Origin of the sequence: Actinophytocola glycyrrhizae (genome assembly GCF_042653545.1) — a bacterium.
Taxonomy (GTDB): domain Bacteria; phylum Actinomycetota; class Actinomycetes; order Mycobacteriales; family Pseudonocardiaceae; genus Actinophytocola; species Actinophytocola glycyrrhizae.
The window spans coordinates 102,477-125,460 of record NZ_JBHSIS010000017.1 but is presented as its reverse complement, the minus strand read 5'-3'; the positions used below and the strand labels follow the sequence as shown (position 1 = coordinate 125,460).

Below are 22,984 nucleotides of genomic sequence, written 5' to 3'. Positions count from 1 at the left end.
ATCACACACAGCAACAGCGCCGTGTCGGCCCGGAATGGCAGCGCTGCCACGGAAACCGGTACGTCCGGGATATCCGCACGGTATGAGAGAATGGCGGGAAAACTGGTCGTCGATTTAACGGGTGAGTCGCGGGGGCGCGGCGGCGTGACCAGGACGAAGTCGGGGAGACTGGGGGCGAGAGGTGCTGGCGCTTCGGTTGCTGGGCCCGCTCACGCTGTCCTCGGACGACGAGGAGCATGACCTCGGCGGCGCCCGGCAGCGGATCGTGCTCGCGATGCTGGCGCTCAACGCCAACCGCGTGGTGCCGGTCGAGTCGCTCATCGACGCCGTCTGGGACGACGCGCCACCGACCACCGCACGGGTGCAGATCCAGATCTGCGTCTCCGGTCTGCGCCGGGTGCTCGCCGCGGCGGGCGGGACGGCGCTCATCCGCACCCGGCCGCCCGGCTACCTGCTCGAGATCCCCGAGGACGACCTGGACGTCGCCAGGTTCAACAGCCTGGTGAGCGCCGCGCGGGCGCACGTCGGGGCCAGGCACCTGTCCGAGGCCGTCGCCACGCTGCGCAGTGCGCTGTCGCTGTGGCGCGGGACGGCCCTGGCGGGCATGAACTCGGAGCCGCTGCGCAGGAGCGCGGCTCAGCTCGAGGACGCCAAGGTGTCCGCGGTGATGGAGCGGATCCGGCTCGACCTCGAGCTCGGCAGGCACGAGGAGGTCGTCGGGGAGCTGCTCGCGCTGGTCAAGGAGCACCCGCTGCGGGAGCGGCTGTACGAGTACCTGATGCTCGCGCTGTACCGCTGCGGGCGGCAGGCCGAGGCGCTGGAGGTGTGCAGGCGGGCCCGCGCCACGCTGATGGACGAGCTCGGCATCGAGCTCGGCGAGAGCACACGCAGGCTCGAGACGGCGATCCTCAACCGCAGCCCCAAGCTCGACGTCGAGGTGGGCGGCGCCACCGGGGGCGCGCATGCCGTGGTGGAGCCGCAGGCGGTGGTGCCGCGCAGGCTGCCGGCGACCATCGCGGACTTCACCGGCCGGGAAGCCCACCTGGCCGAGATCAAGCGCGTGCTCCGCAACGACGGCGCGGCGCAGGACGGCAACTACGGCACCCGGATCGTCTCGATCTCCGGCAAGGGTGGCGTCGGCAAGTCCGCACTCGCCCTGCGCGCGGCCCACGAGCTGCGTGCCGACTTCCCGGACGGCCACCTCTACGGCGACCTGGAGTCGCCGGACGGCGAGGACCGGGTGCGCGGTGTGCTCGCACGGTTCCTGCGTGCCCTCGGCGTCGACGGCAAGGCGCTGCCCGACGACGACGAGGAACGCGGCGAGCTCTACCGCAGCCGGGTGGCCAACAAGAACGTGCTGGTGGTGCTCGACGGCGCCACCGACGAGGAGCAGGTCATCTCGCTCCTGCCAGCGGGCCCCGGCTGCGCGGTGATCGTGACCAGCCGGGCGCGGCTGTCCGGCCTGCCGGGTGCCCACCAGGTCGACGTCGAGGTGTTCGACTTCGACCGGTCGCTGGAGCTGCTCACCACGATCGTCGGCGCGGACCGGCTGGCGGCCGAGCCTGCGGCCACCCGCGAGCTGGTCGGCCTCTGTGGCGGCCTCCCGCTGGCGATCCGGATCGCGGGCGCGCGGCTCGCCTCCCGCGCGCACTGGCGGGTCGACCTGCTGGTCACGCGACTGCGCAACAGCGTGCGCAGGCTCGACGAGCTGTCCTTCCGCGGCCTGGTGCTGCGCTCCAACATCGACCAGAGCTACCTGGCGCTCTCCGAGCTCGGCAGGCGCCTGTTCCGCCGGTTCGCGCTGATCGGCACCCCGGACTTCCCGGGGTGGAGCGCGGCCGCGCTGCTGGACATCGACCCGTTCGACGCGTTCGAGATCGTGGAGACGCTGGTCGACGCGCAGCTGCTGGACACGGTGCAGTACCCGGGCGAGCGGCTGCGCTACCGGTTCCACGACCTGATCCGGGTGTACGCCACCGAACAGCTGCGTGCCGCCGAGTCCGAGGACGAACGCACCGAGGCGGTCGCACGGCTGCTCGGTGCCTGGCTCGGCCGCGCGGAGCACGCGCACCGCAAGGAGTACGGCGGCGACTACACGATCCTCCACGGCACCTTCCCGCGCTGGCCGGGTGGGCCGGAGCTGGAGGAGGCCGAGGAGATGGGCGATCACATGGAGTGGCTGGAGCTCGAGCGCCGCTCGCTCGTGTCCGCCGTCCACCTCGCCACCGAGTACGGGATGTCGGAGGCGGCGTGGGACCTCGCACTGACCGGGGTCACGTTGTTCCAGGTCAAGAGCCACTTCGACGACTGGCGCGAGACCGCGGAGCGGGCACTGGCCGCGGCGGAGGAGACCGGCAACGAACGCGGCCGGGCCGCGATGCTGTACTCGCTCGGCGGGATGCACTCGCAGCAGACCAGGTGGGGCGAGGCCGAGCGCTGCTATGCCACCGCGCTCGAGCTGTTCGAACGGCTGGGCGACGACCACGGCTACGCGCTCGCGCTGCGCAACGCCACCACCCTCGACCGGCTGCGGTACGGGACCGCGGCGACGATGTCGAAGTACGAGAAGGCGCTGGAGAAGATGCGCGCGGTCGGCGACATGGTCGGCGAGGCCCATGTCCTGCAGTACATGGCCAAGGTGTGCATCGACGAAGGGGCCGCCGACCGCGCGCAAGCTTTGTTGGAGACGGCACTCGAGTGCTATCGCCGGGTCGGGTACCTGCGTGGCGAGGCGCAGGCGATGAACCGGTTCGCCGAGCTGCACCTGTTCGGCAACCAGATCGAACAGGCGCACCAGGCGCTCAACCGGGTGCTGCTGATCGTGCGGGACATCGGTGACCGCATCGGCGAGGCGCACGCGCTGTACCGGCTGGGGGTGGTGCGCCAGCGCTCCGGGCGGCTGGACAACGCGGAGACGACCCTGCAGCACGCGTTGTCACTGGCCACCCAGGTCGGCGAGCGGATGGTGGCCGGCAGCGCGCACTACGCGCTCGGCGAGATCGCACTGGCCCGCGGCCAGGAGGCGGCCGGGGCGGACCACGTCGACGCGGCACGCACGCTGTTCACCGAGCTGGGCACCACGATCTGGCAGGCGAAGACGCTGGTCCTGCGGTCGGACCTGCACCTGGGCCGGGGCGATGAGGCCCGCGCGGCCCGTGACCTCGACGAGGCCATCGAGCTGCTCGGCACGGTGAAGTCCACCGAGGCCGTCCGGTTGCGCCAGGAGCTGGAACACAACCGCCGCAGCGCCATCTTCCACTGACCTGTCGAGCTGGCCATCGAGCTGTCGAGCCATCGGGGCGGCGGCAGGACGACTCCCCCGAGTCGTCGCCTGCCACCGCGTCATCTCACCTGCGGCTCAACTGCGGCGACTCACGGGCAGGGGGTCTGCCAGTCGTCGTCGCACTCGATGGCGTACGCCCGGCTCTCGGTGGTCGCGGCGGACGCCACACCGGCCGCCAGGAACACGCCTGACAGGCCCAGGAACAGCATGGCGGCGGACACGACAACCTTGCGAATGGCAGACATGGAATGCCTCCGAGACTTCGTTGATTTCCGTTTCGGCGGGGGTCCCGCTCGAGAACGAGTCAACGACGGCACGCCTTCAGTTGATGTTGAAGAGGTTTAGGGTCCGCTATCGGCGGGTAACAGCGACCGGATAAGAACCGGGTAGAACCATCAGCGAGGTTCACCCGCATGCACACGCACACCGGCGGCACCGGCCGCCCGCGCGGACAGGTGGCCCTCGCGGTGCAGCCAGCGCACGGTGTCGGTGAACGTCTCGGCCACCGGCCGCGCGGTCACCCCGCCGGTGTCCGCGCCGGCGTCGACCCGCGCCGCACAGGCACAGGTGTAGATCGCGCCGTACTCGGCCGGGATGTGCCACGGCCACACCCGCTGCAGCAGGCCGGCGAGCACGCCGACCGGCAACATGGCGCGGGCAGGCAGGTAGACCGTGGGCAGGGCACGGCAGGTGACCTCGCGCAACGTCCGCACGTACGCGCGGGTGGTCAGGTGGTGGCCGGGGCCGAACACGCGTTCCCAGCCGTTCCCCGGGGCGGCGAGCAGGGCGGCGTGCAGCGCGGCCGTGTCGCGCACGTCCCCGACCGGGAGCCCGCCGAGCGGCCAGATCGGCATGCGGCCGCGCAGCGTGTTGAGCAGCCGGGTGGTCTGGTCCCCCATCTTGGGGTCGTGCGGGCCGAGCAGGGCGGGCGGATAGGTGATCGATACCGGCGCGCCAGCCGCCTGGTGTTCGCGGGCGACGGTCTCCGCGGCGGCCTTGGTCGCCAGATAGCGCTCCCGAGGGCGGCCGACCGGTGACCGGGGGCCGAGCACCCGGCCACGGGCGGGCAGCAGCGCGCCGAAGCTCGACACGTACACGACCCGGCCGGCACCCGCCCGGCGCGCCGCGTCCAGGACGGCCGCCGTACCCGCCACGTTGACCGCACCCATCTCCCGGTGCCGTCTGCTGTCGAACGAGTAGACCGACGCCGCGTGCAGCACCGCGTCCGCGCCGTGCACGAACCGCGCGACGCACAACTCGTCGAGCACGTCGCCGGTGACCACGTCGACGGCGCCCGCACCGACCCCGAGCGGCGACAGCGCACGGTCCACCGTGGACTCGTCGCGGGCGAGCAGCCGCACCCGGTGCCCGTCGGCCACGAGCGCGGCGACCGTGTGCGAACCGACGAGCCCGGTGCCGCCGGTGACGCTCACCAACATCGAATGCCTCCGGTGCGACAAGGGCCGTCGCCCGTCGGGGACGGGCAACGGCCCAGGTGGACGCTCGTCGGTCAGGCCGCGCGGGCGGCGGAACCGGTGGCGCTCGCGTCGTGGCGCGGGGAGTTCTGGTACGCGGCGAGCCGCCACTCCCCGTCGCGGCGGACCGCCAGCCAGGAAGCGCGGATCGCGCTGTCCTCGGAGACCTCGGTCTCCCCGGCCTCCAGGATGCCGCCGTTGCTCAGCAGGAGCGTCACGTCCGGGCCGAGGGAGCGGATGCTGATCGGCGTGCCCGTCACCTGGGTGCCCTTCCAGCGGCCCTCGAACTCCTTGGCCACGTGCTCGCGGATCTCGTCGCGACCGGAGCAGAACACCCCGGCCAGGATCATGGTGCCGTCCTCGACGAACAGGTCCGCGAACGCGTCGGCATCGTTGTAGGCCCACGCGGCCAGGAGTTTCTGGGTCAGAGCGGCGACCGCGGCCTTGCCCGCATCGGTGGTCATCCTGGCTTCCTCCTCATGTCGGCTGACCGGGACTAGATGTAGAGCGTGTTGGGCTCGAGGCCGCAGAGCACCCGGCCGTAGAGCTCCAGGTTGGTGTTGGGGTGCATGAGCGCGTGCTGGTGCACGGCCTGGATGTCGCGGTTGATCCGCTGCATGGGGATTCCGCTGTAGATCGAGGATCCACCGCTGCCCGTGGCGAGCAGGTCGATGGCCTCCTTGGCCAGCCGGACCACCACGCCGAGGTCGGCCCGCGTCCGCGCGCGCTCCGCCAGCTTCCACTCCGTGCCCTCTTCGCACTTGGCGTCCACCAGGGTCGCCAGCCGCGTGGCGTGGAACTCGGCCTCGTCGGTCTTCAGCGTCGCCTCGGCCACCTGGAAATGGGTGATCGGCGCCTCGCGCTGGCTGCCGTAGTCCGTGTAGGTGATCTTGCGATCGGGCAGCCGCTTCAGGAAGGCGTCCATGGCGCCCTTCGCCATGCCGACGATCGTGCCGACAGAGGACGCGGCGGCGACCGGGAGCAGTGGCGCACGGTAGATCGGGGTGTTCGCGTTGCGCTTGGACGCGGTCTGGCCGCCGAGCACGACCGGCAGCGGCAGCACGCGCTCCTGCGGGATGAACAGGTCCTTCGCCACCGTGCTGACGCTGCCGGTGCCGCGCAGGCCGGAGGTGTCCCAGTCGTCCACGATCAACAGGTCCGACATCGGCACCAGCGCCATCACCGGGTACGGCTCACCGTCCGGCGGCACGAGGATCGAGATGACCTCCTGCCAGTCCGCGTGGTGGGCGCCGCTGATGAAACCCCACCTGCCGTTCACGACGATGCCGCCGTCGACGGGCGTCGCCATCGCGGACGGGCTCAGCGTCCCGCAGATCCGGGTGTCCGGGGTCGCGAACACCTCCGCCTGCACCTCGTCCGGGAACTGGCACGCCATCCAGGTCGGGATCCAGTACACCGACGCGACCCACGAGGTGGAGCCGCAGCCCTGGCCGAGCGCGGCACCGACCTCGGCGAGCGTGCGGGTGTCCGCCTCGTACCCGCCGAAGTGCTTGGGCCGCCGCAGTCTGAACACACCGGCGTCCGCGAGCGCCTCGATCGACTCGTCGTGCAGCCTGCGGTTCTCCTCGGCCCAGGACGCGTGCTTGCGCAGGAGCGGGGTCAGCTCCGTCGCCTTGCGCACGATGTCCTCGCGCGATGGGATCGTGGTGGCCAAGATGTCCTCCAAGCAAGGGATTTCTGACAAGCACGAACACCTGTCGCGCGAGGCGGCGCCTGCGTCCGCGGCTGTTCTTCATCGAGAGTCCCTTGGCACGCCCTCCGGCGCATCTCCCGGCGTGCGGCCACCTTTCTCGCTCGTGGGGCTTCGGTCTCCGTGAGGCTTCGGCAGGGTCCTGCTGGTGGGTCTTTGTCCTCGCCGGACGGGCAGGTCTCGGGGGTGGCGGAGGGGCATGTGGCAATGCCCTGAAAGGCGCGTTCAGGGCGCTCAGCGCCCTGAACGGCCCATTCACGGCACTCGTTGTGCCGTCGATGCGCCATTCACGACGCCGGGGGCGCACGGCGGGTGCTGTGCGGGCATGGTTTTGTTCGGTCCAGGATCGCAAGAGTCCTACGCACTCACGGAGATGTTCCTGTCCCGGACCGGGCGGCAGGATGTTGGGTCCATGTGCGGCTGTCGGGGCGGCAGCCTCGGAGATGGCTGCGGGTACCCGCGGGGCCTACGGTTCCCAAGGGCCAGTAGTACATCGGAGGTAGCGGCATGAACCACACGTCCTCCCGGGAGCCCCTCCCCCGGCGCCGTTCCGGTGTCACCCACACCGTCGTGATCGGCGGTGCGGCCGTGTCCATGACCGCCAACCGGTTCGCCGACGGCAGACCTGCCGAGGTGTTCGCCAAGTGGGGCAAGGAAGGCTCGACGACGCACGGTCTGATGGACGCGTTCTCGATCGTGCTGTCGCTCGCCCTGCAGTACGGCGTGCCTGCCGAGGTGGTCGTGGCGAAGCTCGCCGACATCCGGTTCGAGCCGCTCGGCGGCACCGACGACCCCGACCTTCCCCAGGTGACGAGCGTCGTGGACTGGGTGGCGCGGCGGATCGCGCTCGACCACGTGTCCGAAGAGGACACCGAGACGACCGGGCAGCTGTTCATCCTCGACGACGTGCGCAGGAAGGCAGAGTGACCCGGCCGCCGGGCGGGCGAGCCTGGCCGGGGTCGCCATCAGTGCATGGAGCACCCACAGCACCACGTTCTTGACAGGCCGCGGGACGGTGCGGCCGCGGTCGTCCCGGTGGCGTAGGTGCCGCTCAGGTGCTCTCCCCCTCCTGGGTCGCGCGGACAGCTCCGCCATCTGCGACGGCGGCCAGCTCACCGACCAGGTCGACCAGTGGGGGCTGGGCCGCCATCTCGGCCGCGAGGTCCGTGGCGGCCTGGGCGAACCGGGGGTTGTGGAGCAGTTCGAGACAGTGCTCGGCCACCCCGCTCGGGGTCATCTCCTCCGGGCGCAGGCACAGCCCGGCGCCGGAGGAGGCCACGGCGTCGGCGTTGTCGAACTGGTCGTCCAGCATCGGCAGCACCAGTTGTGGCTTGCCGGCACCGATCGCGGTCAGCGCGGTGCCCTGGCCACCGTGGTGGATCGCCAGGTCACAGGCGGGCAGCACCTGCGACAGCGGGAGCCTGCCCGCCTGCAGGACCGCGGGCGGCAGTGCGGGCCACTTCACCGCGATCTTCTCGTCGACGGCGATCACCATCTCGACGTCCAGCGTGGCGAGGAGTTCGACGATCGGGATCACGGTCTCGTAGGCGCCGTCCTCGCCGAGCCGGGGCAGCACGGTGCCCAGCGTCAGGCACACCCGCTTCACCTCGCGGGAGCGCAACGCCCACCCCGGCACCCGGGAGTCACCGTCGTAGGGCACGTTGCGCATGCGCCGATGGCCCGCCGCGTAGGGCAGGCGCAGGCTCGACGGCCACGGGTTGAGCGCGAGCGCCGGTGTGGGCAGCGCGGACAGGCCGAGCGCGGCAAGGTCGGGGGCGAGCAGTTCGGCCGCCGCCGCGCGATACTCCACCAGCGGCGCCACACCCCAGTGCAGCTCGGCGGTGGGCAGGGAGAAGGTGGCCGCGGCGATCGGCCCCGCCACCTCGGCGCGCTCGCTGACCACGAGGTCCGGCCGCCAGCAGTCCACAACAGACAGTGCGCCGGGAAGGTTGTCGGCCGCGATACGCGCGAACACCCGGCCGTTCACGTGCCGCCGCCCGGCGAGCCCGTCCGGGTCGCCACCCGCGGTGAGACCGGCGAAACTCGCGACCGCTCCGGTGGCCGTCGCGGCGAGCCCGGACCGCAGCACCTCGGGCACGAAGTCCTCCGAGGTGGCGACCAGCACGTCGTGGCCCATCGCCCGGCACGCCCACGCGAGCGGCACCAGCGGGAAGAAGTGCCCCGGCAGGGGAACGGTCGTGAACAGTATCCGCATCTTGCCTCTCCACACGCGACACACGGCGGTCCGGCTCACCCCGTCGCGCGTTCGTACTGGAGCAGCGGGGTGTACCCGGCGACCGTCGAGTTGTCCCGGATCCGGCCGCCGGAGATCATCAGCTCAGCCGACCCGGCCCGCGGGCACGTCCTCGGAGTCGGCGCTGAATCCCACGTTCCAACCCTATCGATTTCGAATTGTTTTTCTTCCTCCCATCGTGCCAAACACCGACCTCAACAATGCCGACACGTGACCGGTCACGGCACACCAGGAGATGGCAGCCAAAATACAATCCCTATTTCCGACCGAAGAATTGTCGGGTAGCCGTTGCCGGCCTCGGCCCGGCGAGCACGGTCAGGCGGCCGCGACAGTGGCCCGCAACGCCTCGCGCAGGTCGGCCGTCGGGCGCCAGCCCGTGCGCGCGCGGAACGCGCCTGCGTCGATCACCACGCTGCGCAGATCGGTCTCCGACACCACGCCGGGCGGCTCGACCGACACGACCGGCACCGGCTCGGTCCCGGTCCGCTCGGCGGCGAGCTCGGCGATCGTGCGGAACACATCGCCAAGCGGTGCGCCGACACCGGTGCCGACCAGCCAGTGCCTGCCTGCGAGCGCGTCGGCGTGGTCCAGCGCGGCGACGATCGCGCTCGCGGCGTCGCGCACGTACAGGAGGTCCCGCAGCACCGTCCCGTCATGCCACATCGTGATCGGTTCGCCTGCGAGCGCGCGGCGCGCCATGAAGGTGAGCACCCCGGAGTCGAGCGCGCCGGTGACGGGGCTGTGCCCGAACGCGGTCGGCAGGCGCAGCGACACCCCCCGGACGACGCCCGCCGCGCCGGCCGCCAGCAGCAGCCGTTCGGCGGCGAGTTTCTGCCGGTCGAACGGGATCTCCGGCCGGTCGGCCTCCGTGCCGTCCAGCCGGGTCCGCGGTGGCACCCCGACCTGGGACGTCGAGCCGGAGTACACGACGACCGGAGCGGGCCCGCTGGTGTCCCGGCGGTTTGCCAGCACGTCGAGCAGGTCGCGAAGCACCCCGACGTTCACCCGCTCGCCCGCCGCCGTGGCCCCGGGCTCGCGCCAACCGGTGGTGCGGGCCACCAGGTGGACGATCGCGTCGGCGCCGGCCACCGCGTCCTCGAGTTCCCCGCGGACGGTCAGATCGGCGGTCCGGATCTCGATGTCGGCCGCCCCGCCGGCAGGCACGACGCTGCGGGTGCGGCCGACCGCGCGCAACCGGATGGGCCGCTCGGCGAGCGCCGCGGTCACGACCGAGCCGATGAAGCCGGACGCACCGAGCACGGCGACGAGGGGACGTTCGGGCTCGGTCATGGAATGGCTCCTCACCTCGGGCGGACGGCTACCACCCTTCTTCCTGGCGGTCCCCCGGGCATCTCCGGAGTTGCGCCTTCGCACGAAGTCGTTGCCATGGCGGGAAAGCAACTCGGGAGATGCCGCCGACCACCGGTCAGGTCACTGTGTGTTGCAGGAAGTCCAGCTCCGTTACGGTCACTGAGGACGGGCTCATGAAGGCTCTTGTGCTGCCGGGCGGCTGGGACAGCTGGCGAAGCCCGGTCGATCGGTCCACGCCGGCCCACCTCGTGCGGATCGCCAACAAGCCGCTGCTCGAGTACGTCCTGGAGACCATCCGGAACATCGGTGTGACCGACATCGGGCTCGTCATCGACGACCGCGAGCCGCAGACCGTCGGTGCGGTCGGCGGCGACGTCCGCGTGATTCCCCACCATGGCGCCCCCGGGACCCTGCCGGCCCTCGCCGCGGCCCGGGACTTTCTCGACGGTGACGACTTCCTGCTGTACTCCGGCGGGAACCTGCTCGCCGACGGGCTCGGTGCGGCGGCCGCGGAGTTCAGGTCCACCCGCCCGGTGGCACAACTGCTCGTGCACAAGGTGCCGGACCCGAGCGCGTTCGTCGTGGCCGAGGTCGGGGAGAACGGCGTCGTGCTCGACCTGCGGGACCACCCGGCGGACTCCGGCGGCTCCAACCTGGCCGTCATCGGCGCGTACTTCTTCACCGCCGAGATCCACGCTGCCGCCGCGGCCGTCTCCGCCGCCACCTCCGGTGCCACCGAGCCCGGCGTCATCGACGTGGTCCGCTGGTTGCACGGCAGGGGCGTCGAGATCGGTTCGCAGGAGTACTACGGCTTCTGGCGTGCCGTCGAGTCCCCCGACGCGCTGCTCGAGTGCAACCGCCAGATGCTCGGCGAGCTGCACCGCGACATCGCCGGTGACGTCGACGACGAGACGGAGCTGGTGGGCCCGGTCGTGGTGGCGGCCGGGGCGCGGGTGGTCCGGTCCCGGATCGTCGGGCCGGCGATCGTCGGTGCCGACACCGTCGTGGAGGGAAGCAAGGTCGGGCCGAACACCGCCGTCGGCAGGGACTGCGTGATCCACGCGGCCACGCTCACCGACTCGATCGTGTTCGACGGCGCGTCGGTCAGGGCTACCTCGCTGCGTGACTTCGTGGTCGGCAGGTTCGCCTGGATCGTGCCCGCCGGCGACCGCGGCACGGCTCCGATCCGGCTGGAGCCCCGCGAGGACCTGTCGCTGCCCGGCAGGCTCGCCGACTCCGCCGCCGCGAAGCACGGGCGCCACCTGCACGACACCGCCGAGGTCACCGCCTGGCTGGGCGGTCGCGCCCGGGCCCACCGATACCAGGTGGAGCGGATCCCGATCACCGAGCTGGACGGCTGGTCCACGCACCCCGAAACCGGCAACCTCGCGCACCGCAGCGGGAAGTTCTTCACCATCGAGGGGCTGGACGTCACCGTGGACGGCGGCTCGCCGCGCTCCTACCGGCACTGGCAGCAGCCGATCATCGTGCAGCCGGAGGTGGGCATCCTCGGCATCCTCGTCAAGGAGTTCGACGGCGTCCTGCACTGCCTGCTGCAGGCGAAGATGGAGCCCGGCAACCCGGAACCGCTGCAGCTCTCGCCCACCGTGCAGGCCACCCACAGCAACTACACCGGTGTGCACAACGGTGCCTCGGTGCCCTACCTCGAGTACTTCCTCGACCCGGGGCGCGGCAAGGTGATCGCGGACGTGCTGCAGTCCGAGCACGGCTCCTGGTTCTCCCGCAAGGTGAACCGGAACATGATCATCGAGGTCGACGAGGAGGTCCCGCCGCGCGCGGACTTCTGCTGGCTGACCCTCGGTCAGGTCGGCGACCTGCTGTGGCAGGACAACGTCGTCAACATGGACACCCGCACGGTCCTCGCCTGCGCTCCCGCGAGCGTTGCCGAGCCCGGTGCGCTGCACTCCGACGCCGAGGTGCTCTCCTGGTTCACCGCGGAGCGGTCCCGGTACGACGTGGCCGCCCGGCACATCCCCCTGGCCGACGTCACCGACTGGTCGAGCGACGAGTGGGCGATCAGGCACGCGCGGGACTGGTACTTCCAGGTGGTCGCGGTCTCGGTGCGCGCCGACCGCCGGGAGGTCGCCCGGTGGAGCCAGCCGCTGATCGAGCCCATCCGCCTCGGGCTCATCGCGTTCGTGCTGCGCCAAATCGCGGGCGTGCCGCACCTGCTGGTGCACGCACGAGCCGAGGGCGGGTTCCGCAACGGCGTCGAGATGGGGCCGACGGTGCAGCTCACCCCGCAGTACCACGAGCTCGACGGGTCGCCCCGCTCGCGGTTCCTCGACCTGGTGCTGGACGCGGCGCCGGAGCGCGTTCGCTACACCTCCGTGCAGTCCGAGGAGGGAGGCCGCCTGCTCAACGCGGAGAACCGCTACCTCATCGTCGAGGCCGACGAGTCGCAGGCGCCGTTGCGGCCGCCGGAGGGCTACCTGTGGGTGACGCCGAGCCAGCTCGGCTCGCTGCTCAGGCACGGCCACTACGTCAACATCCAGGCCCGCACGCTGCTGGCGGCCATCCACACCGGAGCGGTGCGGCTGTACGACTGAGCGGGTCCGTGAACTAGGAGCTGGTGGGAACGACATGCTGACCGATACCGTGATCCACAAGGCGTCCGGCGCGCTCCACCAGCCGGTCACCGACGAGGGGCGCGCGCTGCTCGACCTGGTCGACGAGCACCTCCCGGCCGTGCGTGCCGGCGCGGCCGAGCACGACCGCGCGGGCACACTGCCGGCCGAGGTCATCGAGGCGTACGGCCGAAACGGTGTGCTGGGTGGCACGGTGCCCGCCGAGCTGGGCGGTGTCGGCGTGCGCAGCCTCTACGACGTCGCGGTCGTGCTGAGCAGGATCGCCGAAGCGGACGCGTCGACGGCGCTCGTGCTGCACGCCCAGTTCAGCCGGGGCCTGACCTTCCAGTACGAGTGGAAGCACGGTTCGCCCGCGGCAAGCGAGCTGGCCGCACGGGTGTTGAAGCTGATGGCCGCGGGCGACCCGGTGTGCGGCGGGGTGAAGGACCACCACTCCGGGGTCACCACGCTGACCCCGGACGGGTCGGGCGGCTGGCTGCTCAACGGCCGCAAGACGCTGGTGACCATGGCCCAGGTCGCCAGGCACGTGATCGTGTCCGCCGAGACGCGGGTCGATGGCGAGCCGCACCGGCTGGCCGCACCGGTGCTGGCCAGGGACACGCCGGGGATGACGGTCCTCGACAACTGGGACGGCCTCGGCATGCGGGCGTCGGGCACCGTCGACATCGTCTTCGAGAACTGCCGGCTGCCGGACGAGAACGTCCTGCTGCGCGGCGTGGTGGGGGCACGGAGTGACGTTGGGCTGGCCGGGCAGACGGTCAGCTCCTGCACGAACCTCGGTGTCTACGTCGGGATCGCACAGGCCGCGCGCGACATCGCGGTGGCGGCCGTGGCGCGGCGGCGCGGCACCCCGGCCGCGGCGGTCCGCACGCTCGTCGCCGAGATCGACACGCGGCTCTACGCCCTGCGCGCCACCGTCGGCTCCGCACTGTCCAACGCGGACATCGCCAACGTGGACCTCAGCGGGGACCTCGCCGAGCGCGGCAGGCTCATGATGCTGCCGTTCCAGTACGCCAAGCAGCACGCCAACAAGGTGGTGCCGGAGATCGTCGGCGACTGCGTGACGCTGGTCGGCGGCGCCTCCTACACCGCGGCGCACCCGCTCGCCCGGCTCTACCGGGATGCCCGCGCGGGCAGCTTCATGCAGCCCTACACCTACCCAGACGGCGTCGACTACCTCAGCGCCCAGGCACTCGGGCTCGACCACGACAGCAACTACATGAACGTCCGGGCCGCACGGTCCGCGGAAGCAACCAGGTGAAGGAGCTCTCGTGACGACTCGGGTCTGGGACTACCTGCTGGAGTACGAGAAGGAGAAGTCGGACCTGCTCGACGCGGTCACGACGGTCTTCGAGTCGGGTCACCTCGTGCTCGGGCAGAGCGTGAGCGGGTTCGAGGCGGAGTTCGCCGAGTACCACGGCGGCGGACTCTGCACGGGCGTCGACAACGGGACCAACGCGGTCAAGCTCGGCCTGCAGGCACTCGGTGTCGGCCCGGGTGACGAGGTGATCACCGTGTCCAACACGGCGGCGCCGACCGTGGTCGCCATCGACGGAACCGGTGCGACACCGGTGTTCGTGGACATCAGGGAGGAGGACTTCCTGATGGACGTCGAGCAGGTCGCGGCCGCGATCACGCCGCGCACCAAGGCACTGGTGCCGGTGCACCTCTACGGGCAGTGCGTCGACATGGGCCCGCTGCGCAGGCTGGCCGACGAGCACGGCCTCGTGCTGCTGGAGGACTGCGCGCAGGCCCACGGCGCGAGCCACCACGGCCGGCAGGCGGGGACGATGGGCGACGCCGCCGCGTTCTCCTTCTACCCCACCAAGGTCCTCGGCGGGTACGGCGACGGGGGCGCGGTGCTCACCCGTGACTCCACAGTGGACGAGAACATGCGCAGGCTGCGCTACTACGGCATGGAGAAGCAGTACTACGTGGTCGCCACGCCCGGCCACAACTGCCGTCTCGACGAGCTGCAGGCCGAGATCCTGCGCCGCAAGCTGCGCCGCCTCGACGACTATGTGGCGGCCCGGCAGGCGATCGCCGACCGGTACGCCGAGGGACTCGGTGACCTCGCCGGGCTGCGCCTGCCTGCCACGGCACCCGGGAACGAGCACGTGTACTACGTGTACGTGGTCCGCCACCCCCGCCGCGACGAGATCATCGAGCGGCTGAAGGCCTACGACATCGCGCTCAACATCAGCTACCCGTGGCCGGTGCACACGATGACCGGGTTCGCCCACCTCGGTTACGCCACCGGCTCGCTGCCGGTCACCGAACGACTCGCCGGCGAGATCTTCTCGCTGCCCATGTACCCGTCGCTGCCCGAACACACCCAGGACAAGGTGATCGGCGCGCTCCGCGACGTGATCGCGGACCTCTGAGCCGCGCCATCGAACCGAACGACTGAGGAGGTTACCCGTGACCGATCGGGACAGCACGACCCCACCCGACGTCACCTGCCGGGTCTGCGGTGGTCAGGTCGAGGAGTTCCTCGACCTGGGCAGCCAGCCCGTTTCCCAGCGTTTCCGCACCCAGGAGGACACCTCCGGCGAGTTCTTCTTCCGGCTCGCCGTCGGCCACTGCACCACGTGCACGATGGTGCAGCTGGTCGAGGAGGTGCCGAGGGACGAGATGTTCCACGAGGACTACCCGTTCACCTCGACCGGCTCGCGGTACATGACCGAGTACTTCTCCGGCGTGGCGAAGGGCTTCCTGGAGACCGAACTGACCGGCCCCGACCCGTTCATCGTCGAGATCGGCAGCAACGACGGTGTCATGCTCAGGACCGTCGCCGAGGCAGGTGTCCGCCACCTGGGCTTCGAGCCGTCCGGCAAGGTGGCCGAGATGGCCAGGGCCGCGGGTGTCCGGGTGCGCAACGACTTCTTCGAGGAGTCGACGGCACGGGAGACGGCCGCCGTCGACGGGCCGGCCGACGTCATCTACTCGGCCAACACGATCTGCCACATCCCGTACCTGGACTCGATCTTCCGCGGCGTGGACGCGTTGCTCGGACCGAACGGCGTGTTCGTCTTCGAGGACCCCTACCTCGGCGACATCATCGAGAAGCGGTCGTTCGACCAGATCTACGACGAGCACTTCTACCTGTTCTCCGCACGCTCGGTGCAGGCGGTGGCGAACCGGTTCGGCTTCGACCTGGTGGACGTGCGGCGGCTGCCGGTGCACGGCGGCGAGGTGCGCTACACGATCGCGCGGCTCGGCGCGCGCACGCCGTCGGCGGCGGTCACGGCGCTGCTGGCGGAGGAGGCCGAGCGCGAGCTCACGGCCGCGGCGACGCTGCGGGAGTTCGCACGGGGCGTGCGGGAGATCCGGACGGCCCTCGTCGCGAAGCTGACCGCGCTGCGCGCCGAGGGCCGTCGCGTTGTCGGCTACGGCGCGACCGCGAAGAGCGCCACGGTGCTCAACTTCTGCGGCATCGGGCCGGATTTGGTCGAGTTCATCAGCGACTCGACGGTCGCGAAGCAGGGGCTCGTCACCCCCGGGCAGCGCATCCCGGTGCGGCCCCCGTGGGACTTCGCCGAGAACTACCCCGACTACGCACTGCTGTTCGCGTGGAACCACGCCGAGGAGATCATGGCCAAGGAGCAGGAGTTCGTCGCGAACGGCGGCCGGTGGCTGCTGTACGTGCCGGACGTGCACGTGGTCTGACCCAGAACCGGCGCCGCGCGGGAAGACCGGCCAGCCCCAGGCTGGCCGGTCTTCCCGTGTGGCGGTGTCCTCGCCGAACAGACAGGCCGGGAGCCCGAGACAACAAGTGCCCTGAAAGGCGCGTTCAGGGCGCCCAGCGCCCTGAACGCGCCTTTCAGGGCACTGCCAACGCCGTCGACCAGCACACGGTCGCCGAAACCGACTAGCCGATGGCGCGGTCGAAGTGGAAGAACCGGTGCGGGTCGTAGCGATGCCTGACCGCGACCAGCTTCCGGTAGTTCTCCGCGTAGTACGCGTCCTGCCAGTTCGGGAGCGCCGGGTCGATGAAGTTCTGGTAGCTCTCGCCGAGTGAGTGCGGGTCCAGCGCGGCGAAGCCGCCCGCGAGCCACTGCCTGCAGGCCGCGGTGTCCTCGGCGGTGTAGTCCGGGGAGGTCAGTGAGATCGAGTAGCCGCACAGCATCTCGGTGTTCCGGTGGACATAGGCGGTCGAGCGCCTGCTCGGGACACCGGCCTTGCCGCCGAGGGTCTCGAAGTACAGCATCCGGAACTGGCCCGCGCGTGCGTCGGTCTCGAACGCACTGAGCAGATCGTCCACCTCGGGCACCGGACCGGCGAACATCCGGTTGCGGGTCTGGTAGAAGTTCGTCCTCGGCATCTGTGCTTCCGGTGAGTAGCCGACCCGGTGGCACTGCTCGGTGGTCAGCTGTGTGCAGCCGTACCACTCCATCATCGCGTCGTAGGGCGTCTTCTGGGCCACCACGCGTGCGGCGGGCGCGACCCCGACCTGCGCGACGAGTGCGTCGAGCATGCGGTCGAGCTCGGCGGGCGAGCCGAACCACGCGCCGAACGCGACCACCGACGGCGGCACGGTCGCGGCGTCGGGGGTGTACACCGCCAGCGAGGCGCCGAGGTCCCACGGCGAGCCGATCGCCCACGGCTGCCACGACTCGACGACCTGCTTCGCCGCGTCGACGGGCCAGGCGACGATGTAGTTGACCATCGAGGCGACCCGCACGGGCTTGAGCTCGTAGCTCGTGATCACTCCGTAGTTGCCGCCGCCGTTGCCGCGCAGTGCCCAGAACAGGTCGGCGTTCTCGCGCCTGGACGCGCGCACCGCCCGGCCGTCGGCCAGCACGACCCTGGCACTGACCATGCGGTCGGCACCGAGGCCGACCTTGCGGGTCAGCATCCCGATCCCGCCGCCCTGCAGGAAACCGCCGACGCCGACCGTCGCGCACTGCCCGCCGGCGAGCATGAGTCCGCGCGGGGACAGCGCCGCGAGCGCGTCGATCTGCTGGGTACCCGAGCCGACGGTGACGGTGGCGCCGTTGACCTGGATCTGGTTCATCCGGGAGACGTCCAGGACCACGCCGTCGGTGGTCGAGTAGCCGCCGAAGCTGTGCCCGCCGCTGCGCGGGACCGTGTGCAGCGCGTGGTCCCCGGCGAAGCGCACGACCGTCGCCACGTCGGCGCTCGACTCGCAGAACGCGACGGCCTGCGGCCGGATCGCGTCGAACTGGGTGCTCGCCACCTGGCGGGCCCGCTCGTAGTCCGCTTCACCCGGCAGGACCACGTCGCCCGCGAGGTGGCGGCGTAACGCCGCCCAGTTGACAGCCCGGCGACGACCGGATGGCACCGCGCCGCTCGCGGTGGCGGCCGCGAGCGGCGTGCCGATCACCGCGGCCGCACCGGCACCGGCGCCCAGTCGCAGGAAGTCCCGACGGTTTGGCATGGTTGGACCTCGCTCGTCCTCGTTGTGGCCGTGTGGTCCTGAGATCCTCGTGCGAGCCGTGCGGGCAACGCATCCTCTGACGTGCCCTGCTTCGCGCGCGGGAGAACCACCCGCACCGGACGGGGGCGACTCAGCCGCGCGGCCAGCCTCACACCCGCCGCCACCCGGCACATCTCCCCCGTTGCGGTGGGCGTTCGTACCTGCGGTGCCGTCCCTGCCCTTTGTGCCACAAGGGAATTCGCAAGTCCGGAGATGCGCTTTCGGTCCTGCCAAGGCAATGTCGAATCAAAACATCGGCGGATGCCCACGCAGCCCACGGGGAGGCGGACACCATCGCGGACCTGTTCGTCGAGGACGGCACGGTGAGCCCCGCCCGCGTGTCCGGCAGGACGGCCGGTCTGGCCGCGTACCAGAACACCCCGCGCCATGTCGTGAGCGCGACCGGTGGGAGCGCAGCCGACCGCGCTGCCTGACCAAGAAGTGCGGATGACTGCGGATGACGAAGGGCTATGGAGAGCTATGATCTACCTCGATCACCAGGCGACCACACCCATCGATCCGATCGTGCTGGCGGAGATGACGAGCGTCAGCGAGCGCCAGTTTGCGAACCCGGGAAGCCCGCACCGGGCGGGCGTGGCGGTCGCTGCGCTGATCGACAAGGCACGTGGCGTGGTCGCGCGTTTCCTCGGCGCGCGCAAGAGCGAGATCTACTTCACCTCGGGTGCCACCGAGGCGAACAACCTCGCCATCAAAGGCGTCGCGAACCGGCGCCGCGGCCATGTCGTCACGACGGCGGTCGAGCACAAGTCAGTGCTTGACTGTTGCGCTTTCCTGGGCGTCGAGGGCTACGACGTGACCGTGCTGCCGGTGGACGGCGAGGGACGGGTCTCGGCGCGGCAGGTCGCCGAGAGCCTGCGCGCGGACACCGCGCTGGTCTCGGTGATGCTCGCGAACAACGAGGTGTCGACGATCCAGCCGATCGCGGAGATCGGCAGGGTGACGCGGCACGCCGGCGTGCCGTTCCACTGCGACGCCACGCAGGGCGCGGGGTATGTCGACATCGACGTCGACGAGCTCGGCGTCGACCTCCTCAGCATGTCCGGTCACAAGATCTACGGGCCGAAGGGGGTCGGCGTGTTGTACGTGTCCGACGACCTCACCGGCAGAATGGACCTCGTGCCGCTCTGCCACGGCGGCGGGCAGGAGCGCGGGCTGCGGGCCGGCACGCTCAACACGGCGGGGATCGTCGGGCTCGGCGCCGCCGTGGAGCTCCTGGCCGAGCACCGGACCGAGGAGTCGCGCCGCCTCGCCGGACTGCGTGCCGTGTTCCTCGACGAGCTGTCCCACCTGGTCGACTTCGAGCTGAACAGCGGGACCGGCCCCGGCTTCCTCCCGCACGCCGTCAGCCTGTCCCTGACCGGGGTGGACGCGCAGTGGTTGCTGGCCTCCCTCACCGACGTCGCGGTCTCGACCGGTTCGGCGTGCAACAGCGCGTCCGAGGAGCCGTCCTACGTGCTGACCGCGCTCGGCCTGTCACCGGAACGGATCATGGGCAGCATCCGGGTGAGCGTCGGGCGCTTCACCGGACGGGACGAGGTCGTCCGTGCCGCGCGGCTGGTGGCCGCGGCCACCGGACATGACTCGCGGGAACGCCCCGCGGCCTGAGCAGCGAGACAGTCGGATGCCGCAGACCTGTGGGAAAGGCGACGATTCAGCGATGGAGCAGATGGTTCTCGTGCCGGGTGGCGAGTTCCTGCAGGGGTCGCCGCCATGGCTGGTGGACTGGATGTTGGCCTCGGACCAGCCGCTGCCGAGGGAATGGTTCGGTGACGAGACGCCGCAGATCAGGCGGACGGTCGAGCCGTTCTGGATGGCGCGGCACCCGGTCACCGTGGCCGAGTTCGCCGAGTTCGTGCGGCGGACCGGCTACGTGACCGACGCCGAGCGGCGTGGTTTCGGCATGATCTACGACGACTTCGGCTGGACCGAGCACGAGGGGGTGTGGTGGCGCGAGCCGGGCGGTCCCGGGATCGTGCCGGACGACTACGACGACCACCCCGTGGTCAACGTGTCCTGGAACGACGCCAACGCGTATGCGGCCTGGGCGGGCATGCGGCTGCCGACCGAGGCGGAGTGGGAGTTCGCGGCGCGGGGCGTCGAGGTCCGGATCTGGCCGTGGGGCGACGAATGGCGAAGCGACAACGCCAACACCGCCGAATACCACGCCGGCACGCTGACCACGCTCGACTCGTGGCGGGAGTGGTGGCTGACGCTGCACGCCAAGCGGGGACCGGTGCCGTTGAGCACGCCCGTCGGCGCGTTCTCCGGCCGTGGCGACAGCGTGCACGGTTGCGCCGACATGGCGGGCAACGTCTACGAGTGGACCTCCACGGTGTCCCACCTGTACGACGAGTCGACCCGGTGCGATCCCACGATGCACGCCACGGTGGGCCGTTACCGGGTGATCCGCGGTGGATCGTGGATGAACTTCCGCTACCAGGTCCGCTGCACCGAACGGATGCACGGCGACCCGGACGGTTGGTCCAGCTTCGCGCATGGCTTCCGTTGCGCGAAGGACGCTTAGCACGGAGGAGTCACCATGATCACGATCACTGTGCCGGCGGTGTGGTCGCCGGAACGACGGACCGGGTACGAGGTAGCGGGATCCGGCCTGCTCTACGACGTCGTGCGCCGGTTCGTCGAGGAGAACCCGGTGTTCCGACGCCGCCTGATCGGCGCGGACGGCGCGCCGCTGAAGTACGTGAACCTGTTCGTCGACGACGAGCTCATCATGCGTCATCTACGCGAGACCACAGAGGTCGCGCCCGGCAGCACGGTCACCATCATCTCCCCGATGGCCGGCGGCTGAACCGACCCGGAACACACCTGACGCTCGCGGCCCGGTCACCTCGATCCGAGATGACCGGGCCGCGGGCGTTGTCGTGCCGTCAGGACATGCGCCGCCGGACATGCCGCTGCGGCGTCTCCCCGGCCGGGAAGACGCCGCAGCGGTACCTGTCAGTCGATCTGGGCCTTGTGCCTCTCGACGAGCTGGACCAGCTCGGGGATCACCTCGGCCGGGCTCGGCCGGTCGAGCCAGGCCTTGTGCAGTGCCGCGGCACCCTCCCGGTAGGTCGGGTCGGTCAGCAGCGTGTTGATCTTCGCGCGGATCTCCTCGACCGTCTCGGTCTGGTGGTTCACCCGGATTCCGGCGTTGTGGTCGGACATGTACTTCGCGCAGACCCACGAGTCGCCGTGCCGGTCGGCGTTCTTGACGCTGACGTTGTCACCGTCGCGGGTCCAGATCATCCGGTGCTTCTCGTCGGTGTCCAGGATGATCTGCGGGATGCCTGCCGAGTGCGCCGCCCAGAAGGTGCCGGTGGCGCCGTGCGAGATGATCGCGTCGCAGGTCGGCAGCAGCTGGGTCAGCGGAACGTACTCGACGACCTGCACGTTGTCCGGTACCCGCTCGACCTGCTTGAGCTGCGTCTCGGTGACCGTGGCGATCACCTCGACGTCCAGCTCGCCCACCGCCGCCAGCAGCTTCGGCAGCCGGGGGTCGCCGTCGACCTGCCACAGCCGGTTGGACAACCCGAGCGTCAGCGCGACCCTGCGCTTCTCCGGCTTCCCGTAGAGCCACTCCGGCTTCTGCGCCCCACCGTTCCACGGGATCGCCCGCACCGGCGTCGCGTTGATGTCCTGGGACATCCGCAGCTCACGGGGCAGCGGGTCGATCGTCAGCTGGCCGAGCAGCAGGTCCTCGTCGACCTCGAGTCCGTACCGCCGCGCCACCGGTTCGAGGTCCTCGACGATCGGGTTCCCGCCGATCGCGGCGACCTCGTCGCCCCTCTCGGCGAACAGCTCGATCGACCAGGCGCCGTAGTCCGGGCTGATGAGGATCCGCCCGTGCGCGGCGCCGCACGCGCGCGCCATGATCGCGCCGAAGTTGAACCAGTTCTCCCACAGCACCAGGTCGGGCTGCCACGCCTTGGCGAAGTCGACCAGCCCGTCGAGCGCAGGCTGCGGCTCGGTCGGGATGGACATCCTGTTGTTGAACGCGAAGAACTGGTAGAAGGAGTCCCAACGGTCGCGGGTGGCCTCGTCGAACCCGAACGCGTCGGCGAAGCGGTCCATCTTCTCGAGGTCGGGCACGCCGACCTTCTCCAGGTTCGCGGGGGTCAGCGGCGTCGGCACGCCGTTGCTCACGGCGGTCAGACCGGCCGCGACCAGCGACGGCTCGGCTCCCGGCGGCGCCGCGACGACGACCTCGTGGCCGGCGTTCTGCAACGCCTGGGCGTAGGGAACGAGCGTGTAGAAGTGGCTCGGATGGGGCACCGTCGCGATAATCACGCGCATGGCATCGTCCTTCGGGTCGATCTCGGTGGGCGGTCATGCGGCTCAGGCACGTCCTTGGGCGGCGGGCGCCGTCCGGCCATGCGGCGTCGAGCCAGGACATGCCTGGTTCGGGGCGGCGCGGCGCGTGCCGCAGCACCCGCGCCACGGTCGTCAGCTCGAACAGGACCTCTGGGGCGAGGACACGTCTCCGCTGGACAGTGAGCAGCCTGCCAGCGGCTGCCCGCCGCGAACATCTTCGTGAGTGCGCTCATGGTCATCGCGTGGGTTCTGGGTCAGGTGCGGGTCTGCCTTCTGGTCTGGGGGCTGCCGTGTGGGGTTTGTCCTCGCTGGACGGGAAAGGCGCGTTGACGGCGTGGGAATGCCCTGAAAGGCGCGTTCAGGGCGCTGGGCGCCCTGAACGGCCCATTCACGGCGTCGGGGCGGATGGTGCCTGGGGTGTGGGCGCTGCGCGGTTGGTGTTCGCTGGGCGGGGGCGGATGCCTTGTGTGGTCATGGGTTCGTGCCTGTCGCGGTGGCGTGGGATGCGACGAAGATCCAGGTGAGGCCATCTGCGATGGGGGTAGGTGGGGCGGGCCTGGTTGGTG

At 70.7% G+C, this 22,984-nt stretch carries 17 protein-coding genes; 9 read left to right on the top strand and 8 right to left on the bottom strand.

Annotation, left to right across the window (positions count from 1 at the left end):
* The first annotated feature begins 181 nt into the window (after nucleotides 1-181).
* A complete protein-coding gene (locus ACFPCV_RS26430; RefSeq protein ID WP_378059042.1) occupies nucleotides 182-3,262 on the top strand; it encodes an AfsR/SARP family transcriptional regulator in 3,081 nt (1,026 codons plus the stop codon).
* Between the two features lie 110 nt (nucleotides 3,263-3,372).
* On the opposite strand, the gene ACFPCV_RS26425 is transcribed toward ACFPCV_RS26430, so the two are convergent.
* The 4 genes from ACFPCV_RS26425 to ACFPCV_RS26410 form a co-directional block, all read right to left on the bottom strand.
* A complete protein-coding gene (locus ACFPCV_RS26425) occupies nucleotides 3,373-3,528 on the bottom strand; it encodes a hypothetical protein (RefSeq protein ID WP_378059041.1) in 156 nt (51 codons plus the stop codon).
* 150 nt (nucleotides 3,529-3,678) lie between these two features.
* A complete protein-coding gene (locus tag ACFPCV_RS26420) occupies nucleotides 3,679-4,722 on the bottom strand; it encodes an NAD-dependent epimerase/dehydratase family protein (RefSeq protein ID WP_378059040.1) in 1,044 nt (347 codons plus the stop codon).
* A 71-nt stretch (nucleotides 4,723-4,793) separates the two neighbouring features.
* Nucleotides 4,794-5,222, bottom strand: coding sequence for an SgcJ/EcaC family oxidoreductase (locus tag ACFPCV_RS26415; protein ID WP_378059039.1), 429 nt, complete (start codon nucleotides 5,220-5,222; stop codon nucleotides 4,794-4,796).
* A gap of 32 nt (nucleotides 5,223-5,254) precedes the next feature.
* Nucleotides 5,255-6,433, bottom strand: coding sequence for an acyl-CoA dehydrogenase family protein (locus tag ACFPCV_RS26410; protein ID WP_378059038.1), 1,179 nt, complete (start codon nucleotides 6,431-6,433; stop codon nucleotides 5,255-5,257).
* A gap of 543 nt (nucleotides 6,434-6,976) precedes the next feature.
* On the opposite strand from ACFPCV_RS26410, the gene ACFPCV_RS26405 reads away from it, so the two are divergent.
* Nucleotides 6,977-7,396 (top strand): TSCPD domain-containing protein, encoded by a 420-nt coding sequence (locus tag ACFPCV_RS26405; RefSeq protein ID WP_378059037.1) that lies wholly within the window; start codon nucleotides 6,977-6,979, stop codon nucleotides 7,394-7,396.
* A 124-nt stretch (nucleotides 7,397-7,520) separates the two neighbouring features.
* On the opposite strand, the gene ACFPCV_RS26400 is transcribed toward ACFPCV_RS26405, so the two are convergent.
* Together ACFPCV_RS26400 and ACFPCV_RS26395 are read right to left on the bottom strand one after the other, a co-directional pair.
* Nucleotides 7,521-8,684: a glycosyltransferase gene (locus ACFPCV_RS26400; protein WP_378059036.1), complete on the bottom strand. Its 1,164-nt coding sequence runs from the start codon at nucleotides 8,682-8,684 to the stop codon at nucleotides 7,521-7,523.
* A 354-nt stretch (nucleotides 8,685-9,038) separates the two neighbouring features.
* Complete coding sequence (locus ACFPCV_RS26395; RefSeq protein ID WP_378059035.1) at nucleotides 9,039-10,013, bottom strand: NAD-dependent epimerase/dehydratase family protein; 975 nt, start codon at nucleotides 10,011-10,013, stop codon at nucleotides 9,039-9,041.
* A 194-nt stretch (nucleotides 10,014-10,207) separates the two neighbouring features.
* Between ACFPCV_RS26395 and ACFPCV_RS26390 the strand changes: the two genes are divergently transcribed.
* The 4 genes from ACFPCV_RS26390 to ACFPCV_RS26375 are packed head-to-tail and all read left to right on the top strand — an operon-like array spanning nucleotide 10,208 to nucleotide 16,312.
* Nucleotides 10,208-12,604, top strand: a complete 2,397-nt coding sequence (locus ACFPCV_RS26390) for an NDP-hexose 2,3-dehydratase family protein (RefSeq protein ID WP_378059034.1) — start codon at nucleotides 10,208-10,210, stop codon at nucleotides 12,602-12,604.
* A gap of 34 nt (nucleotides 12,605-12,638) precedes the next feature.
* Complete coding sequence (locus tag ACFPCV_RS26385) at nucleotides 12,639-13,904, top strand: acyl-CoA dehydrogenase family protein (protein ID WP_378059033.1); 1,266 nt, start codon at nucleotides 12,639-12,641, stop codon at nucleotides 13,902-13,904.
* Nucleotides 13,905-13,914: 10 nt separating this feature from the next.
* On the top strand, nucleotides 13,915-15,027 hold the full coding sequence (locus tag ACFPCV_RS26380) for a DegT/DnrJ/EryC1/StrS family aminotransferase (RefSeq protein ID WP_378059032.1): 1,113 nt from the start codon (nucleotides 13,915-13,917) through the stop codon (nucleotides 15,025-15,027).
* Between the two features lie 37 nt (nucleotides 15,028-15,064).
* Entirely contained in the window at nucleotides 15,065-16,312 is a 1,248-nt protein-coding gene (locus ACFPCV_RS26375) for a methyltransferase domain-containing protein (RefSeq protein WP_378059031.1), read from the top strand.
* A gap of 202 nt (nucleotides 16,313-16,514) precedes the next feature.
* Here ACFPCV_RS26375 and ACFPCV_RS26370 read toward each other — a convergent pair whose 3' ends face one another.
* The gene (locus ACFPCV_RS26370) at nucleotides 16,515-18,044 is read right to left on the bottom strand and encodes an FAD-binding oxidoreductase (protein WP_378059030.1); all 1,530 of its coding nucleotides are present in this window, start codon (nucleotides 18,042-18,044) and stop codon (nucleotides 16,515-16,517) included.
* A gap of 519 nt (nucleotides 18,045-18,563) precedes the next feature.
* Here ACFPCV_RS26370 and ACFPCV_RS26365 point away from each other — a divergent pair.
* Genes ACFPCV_RS26365 through ACFPCV_RS26355 form a run of 3 tightly spaced genes read left to right on the top strand, consistent with a single transcriptional unit; the run spans nucleotide 18,564 to nucleotide 20,913 of the window.
* Nucleotides 18,564-19,709 (top strand): cysteine desulfurase family protein, encoded by a 1,146-nt coding sequence (locus ACFPCV_RS26365; RefSeq protein WP_378059029.1) that lies wholly within the window; start codon nucleotides 18,564-18,566, stop codon nucleotides 19,707-19,709.
* A gap of 52 nt (nucleotides 19,710-19,761) precedes the next feature.
* Nucleotides 19,762-20,628 (top strand): formylglycine-generating enzyme family protein, encoded by an 867-nt coding sequence (locus ACFPCV_RS26360; protein WP_378059028.1) that lies wholly within the window; start codon nucleotides 19,762-19,764, stop codon nucleotides 20,626-20,628.
* A 15-nt stretch (nucleotides 20,629-20,643) separates the two neighbouring features.
* Entirely contained in the window at nucleotides 20,644-20,913 is a 270-nt protein-coding gene (locus tag ACFPCV_RS26355) for a MoaD/ThiS family protein (RefSeq protein ID WP_378059027.1), read from the top strand.
* Nucleotides 20,914-21,062: 149 nt separating this feature from the next.
* Here the strand turns inward: ACFPCV_RS26355 and ACFPCV_RS26350 are convergent, their stop codons facing one another.
* Nucleotides 21,063-22,400 carry a nucleotide disphospho-sugar-binding domain-containing protein gene (locus ACFPCV_RS26350; protein WP_378059026.1) on the bottom strand — a complete coding sequence of 446 codons (1,338 nt, stop codon included), beginning with the start codon at nucleotides 22,398-22,400 and terminating at the stop codon, nucleotides 21,063-21,065.
* Nucleotides 22,401-22,984: the final 584 nt, after the last annotated feature.

What these genes read in the sequence shown, in the direction of transcription:
- ACFPCV_RS26425 (WP_378059041.1), bottom strand. Translation starts at nt 3,528, where the DNA reads ATGTCTGCCATTCGCAAGGTTGTCGTGTCCGCCGCCATGCTGTTCCTG.
- ACFPCV_RS26420 (WP_378059040.1), bottom strand. Translation starts at nt 4,722, where the DNA reads ATGTTGGTGAGCGTCACCGGCGGCACCGGGCTCGTCGGTTCGCACACG.
- ACFPCV_RS26415 (WP_378059039.1), bottom strand. Translation starts at nt 5,222, where the DNA reads ATGACCACCGATGCGGGCAAGGCCGCGGTCGCCGCTCTGACCCAGAAA.
- ACFPCV_RS26405 (WP_378059037.1), top strand. Translation starts at nt 6,977, where the DNA reads ATGAACCACACGTCCTCCCGGGAGCCCCTCCCCCGGCGCCGTTCCGGT.
- ACFPCV_RS26400 (WP_378059036.1), bottom strand. Translation starts at nt 8,684, where the DNA reads ATGCGGATACTGTTCACGACCGTTCCCCTGCCGGGGCACTTCTTCCCG.
- ACFPCV_RS26395 (WP_378059035.1), bottom strand. Translation starts at nt 10,013, where the DNA reads ATGACCGAGCCCGAACGTCCCCTCGTCGCCGTGCTCGGTGCGTCCGGC.
- ACFPCV_RS26390 (WP_378059034.1), top strand. Translation starts at nt 10,208, where the DNA reads ATGAAGGCTCTTGTGCTGCCGGGCGGCTGGGACAGCTGGCGAAGCCCG.
- ACFPCV_RS26385 (WP_378059033.1), top strand. Translation starts at nt 12,639, where the DNA reads ATGCTGACCGATACCGTGATCCACAAGGCGTCCGGCGCGCTCCACCAG.
- ACFPCV_RS26370 (WP_378059030.1), bottom strand. Translation starts at nt 18,044, where the DNA reads ATGCCAAACCGTCGGGACTTCCTGCGACTGGGCGCCGGTGCCGGTGCG.
- ACFPCV_RS26365 (WP_378059029.1), top strand. Translation starts at nt 18,564, where the DNA reads ATGATCTACCTCGATCACCAGGCGACCACACCCATCGATCCGATCGTG.
- ACFPCV_RS26360 (WP_378059028.1), top strand. Translation starts at nt 19,762, where the DNA reads ATGGAGCAGATGGTTCTCGTGCCGGGTGGCGAGTTCCTGCAGGGGTCG.
- ACFPCV_RS26355 (WP_378059027.1), top strand. Translation starts at nt 20,644, where the DNA reads ATGATCACGATCACTGTGCCGGCGGTGTGGTCGCCGGAACGACGGACC.
- ACFPCV_RS26350 (WP_378059026.1), bottom strand. Translation starts at nt 22,400, where the DNA reads ATGCGCGTGATTATCGCGACGGTGCCCCATCCGAGCCACTTCTACACG.